Source organism: Glaciecola petra, assembly GCF_031846345.1.
Classification (GTDB): Bacteria; Pseudomonadota; Gammaproteobacteria; order Enterobacterales; family Alteromonadaceae; genus Glaciecola; species Glaciecola petra.
In genome coordinates this window covers 1-3,267 of sequence record NZ_JAVRHX010000010.1, presented here as the reverse complement: position 1 = coordinate 3,267, position 3,267 = coordinate 1, and the positions used below count along the sequence as shown (strand labels likewise).

The 3,267-nt window shown below is 40.3% G+C and carries 4 protein-coding genes; 2 read left to right on the top strand and 2 right to left on the bottom strand.

Annotation, left to right across the window (positions count from 1 at the left end):
* Positions 1-1,818, top strand: a 1,818-nt coding sequence (locus tag RM552_RS17610) for an RHS repeat-associated core domain-containing protein (protein ID WP_311370201.1), incomplete at its 5' end; no start/stop codon positions are given.
* Between the two features lie 73 nt (positions 1,819-1,891).
* A complete protein-coding gene (locus RM552_RS17605; protein ID WP_311370200.1) occupies positions 1,892-2,452 on the top strand; it encodes a hypothetical protein in 561 nt (186 codons plus the stop codon).
* Between the two features lie 362 nt (positions 2,453-2,814).
* Here the strand turns inward: RM552_RS17605 and RM552_RS17600 are convergent, their stop codons facing one another.
* Both RM552_RS17600 and RM552_RS17595 read right to left on the bottom strand, forming a co-directional pair.
* Positions 2,815-3,015 carry a hypothetical protein gene (locus tag RM552_RS17600; RefSeq protein WP_311370199.1) on the bottom strand — a complete coding sequence of 67 codons (201 nt, stop codon included), beginning with the start codon at positions 3,013-3,015 and terminating at the stop codon, positions 2,815-2,817.
* A partial coding sequence (locus RM552_RS17595) for a hypothetical protein (RefSeq protein ID WP_311370198.1) occupies positions 3,012-3,267 on the bottom strand: 256 nt, incomplete at its 5' end. The genes RM552_RS17595 and RM552_RS17600, both read right to left, overlap by 4 nt.

Below are 3,267 nucleotides of genomic sequence, written 5' to 3'. Positions count from 1 at the left end.
GCAAACGATTATGACTATGAGCGCTATACCTATGACAATAATGGTAATACATTGTCCTTACGAAAACGTTCAGCAGATGTCATCAATTATCAATACGATAACCTCAACAGGTTAATCAAAAAAGACCTTCCGGGTACTTCAAAAGATATTTACTATGATTATGATTTACGGGGTTTAAAACTGTATTCAAAGTTTTATTCTGACTCCATTACGCAGCAAGGGGTTGCAAGAACTTATGATGGCTTTGGACGAATACTGACCGAATCCAATAAGTATTTATGGCATGCAGCATTGGTCAATCAATACGAATATGACGCCCATGGTAATCGCACAAAGTTTACTTATCCGGATGGCATAGTAGTCAACTATTCATACGATGAGATGGACAGAATAAAGGGTGTAGACTTGCCAGGGGTGGGCAGTGATGTGACTTATTCTTATAACGCTCAAGGCTTACCAACCGAAATACAACGACCAAACGGAACCGACATACAATTGACCTATGACAGTGCCTTCCGCGTGCAAACGTTATCTGAAAACTTAAATGTTACAGCTGCGGATAACGCTTACTCTTATACCTATAATCCCGTCAATCAAATAAACAGTTTGACCGTGACTAATCAAAATTATGCCGTTGACCACACCGCGCAAGGGAGGCCAGGGACATATGAATCGAACGGATTAAACCAATATACAATGGCCAACGGCAGCCACTTGGATTACGATAGTAATGGAAATTTGATATCGGACGCCGCTGACAGTGCTGTGTATGAGTACAGTGTTGAAAACCAATTAACAAAAGCCATCATCAATAATACAACCACAGAGCTAGGTTATGATGCCGCCGGAAGATTATTGAATATTGGTGATACTTACTTTTTATACGACGGTGAAGCGGTCGTTGCCGAATACCATCAACAAGACTGCTATCCTTGTGGGCGCACCATGACAAAACGCTATGTGCACAGTGTGGGAACAGACGACCCTATTGTGCAATACAATGGCAGCGGCACGTCCTCTTATTTAATGACGTATTTACATAAAAATCATCAAGGCTCAATAGTGGCGGGCAGCACTTATACGGGCTCACTTAGCTATACCAACGCCTATGATAGCTTTGGGGTGCCTGAATCAAGCAACCAAGGTCGGTTCGCATACACAGGACAAATGTATCTAGCCGAAATTGGCTTGTATTACTACAAAGCACGAATTTATCATCCAAAACTAGGGCGATTCCTGCAAACTGACCCCATTGGCTATGAAGATGGCATGAACTGGTATGCTTATGTAGGGAATGATCCTATCAATTATATTGACCCTACAGGTATGTTCTCGTGCGAACAAAATTCTGATTGTGAAACAGTAACTACGCAAGTGGATTCTGGGGGAGCTACTTACACTGGTGAGACCAAAGATGGTGTACCTGTATTTGAATACGTATATAAGTGGTCTGATGTTGTTAATGACATCCCGGGTTTCGCTGAATTACAATCAAATATAAATCAATTGCAGCGAGAAACTGGAGCGATAGCAACTGGGCTTAGCGTGGTACCAGTTGCAGCAGGGACAGCATTGGGTTACGGTGCTTTGTATGCAGAAATATTACTTGCTGATATAGGTTTTAAAAATTTTGTATCAGCTGTCGGCATAGGTTTTAGTTTAGCATCTGCCGCAGAGGGGTTGCCCAAAAATTACTTTACGAATATTCAAAACTCAAAAAAAGCGGCAGATGGGGCAATTGAATTTATTCAAAGAAACCTTCGTTCACAAAAAACACGCGTAGAAAAGGTGAAAAATGACACTGTTTATATTGAATGAACGATTTTAATCATGGCTGATACTGATAATATACTTGGTTGGTTGCACATAGCACTGTTAATTGGATTGCGATATGAAGCTGTTAAAAATGAAGATTCAAATGAGAATATTTGGCCCTTCTTTTGTTTTTATTATTTTTTCAATAATCGTTTCTAATATTTTAGAGAATAATTTGGCAAGAATACTGATTTTCTTTTCTGGTATTATTTTCGGTGTCTTAGCGTCAAGAAGTACGTATAATAAATATCTAAATACTAAAGGCTTAGGTTTTGGGATGGGTGCCTTCACTCCTCTCAATAAACCTTGGAAGGTTAACCAAGAGGCCTTTTCAGAAGGCATGTTCTATGCGACTTTTGGTTTCCTAATAGCTGTTGATAATATTGCGACTTCTCTGAATGGAATAGCTGGATTATTTAATTTAATAATTATCATAGTAGTTTGCGCTAAAACCGTCGCGCTAAGCTCCACATCAAGATTTTCAAAAGTTGTCCCATATAAAAAATTAACGATTATTTTTTTAATAACCAATATCGTTTTTATAATTAATGTATCGATTATTTCAATTTTAACTGGGAATTGGGATGTGTTGTCGATTAACAAATTGGGGTTCTGGGGACATCCCCGCCTAATGTAACACTTTTCGCTACATCCCATATTGCACGATGCCTCTAGGGACACCTTGTAGACCACCACTGTAGACCACCACGCAGATATCATAACTTTTACCAAGTTATCTATCATAAGTGTAGCGCACCACTTTACCATCATAATTTTTACCGAATTATAGATTATAACATCGTTTAATATTTGAGCGGTTTTACCGCGCTTTCATCGAACGCATTTTCAAGTTTGCCAAATTGCTGTCGTACTTTTTACCGAATTAGCGTCATAACATACTGTTTTAGATGTTAAAAAAGCGCACAAGGCGCTTTTACTATGACTATTTTTATGGTTATACTGCTCGCGGTGGCGAGCAGCGAATTGGGCATGATTTAGCTAAAAATCAAGTGGGTCGTCAAAGGGCTCTTCTGCGCTTTGGGCCGTAGCCTGATGGTTGCATTGACAGTTGCATTCGTTGTACCGGTAATGTTTAAGCTCTCGGGCATAAGCGCTTTGCATTAAGGCTTTAAGTGTATCGAGATTGTGGATGATTTCTAAAGCATGGCTGGCTGAGAAGGGTAAGGTGATATGTTTCATGCTGATGTTTCCTTGATGGCTTGTTGTTTTAGCAATTGCTGGTGACTGCGCCAGTGAGGCTGAACGAGCACGTGATTAACGTGGGTGATGGTCACGGTTTTTTGCGTGTCTCGTGCGGCTTCTATTAAGCTGCCCATGCATAAGTTTCGGCACAGTCGAAGGTTGCCTTCACTGTGACGTAAAATTAAGGTCATTGCGCCTTCATCGAAGGTGGTGGTACTCATTTTCGCTTGCGTTAACTGCTGGTGAATA

Excerpts from the sequence above, each read along its gene's own strand:
- RM552_RS17605 (WP_311370200.1), top strand. The coding sequence starts at position 1,892 with ATGAAGCTGTTAAAAATGAAGATTCAAATGAGAATATTTGGCCCTTCT.
- RM552_RS17600 (WP_311370199.1), bottom strand. The coding sequence starts at position 3,015 with ATGAAACATATCACCTTACCCTTCTCAGCCAGCCATGCTTTAGAAATC.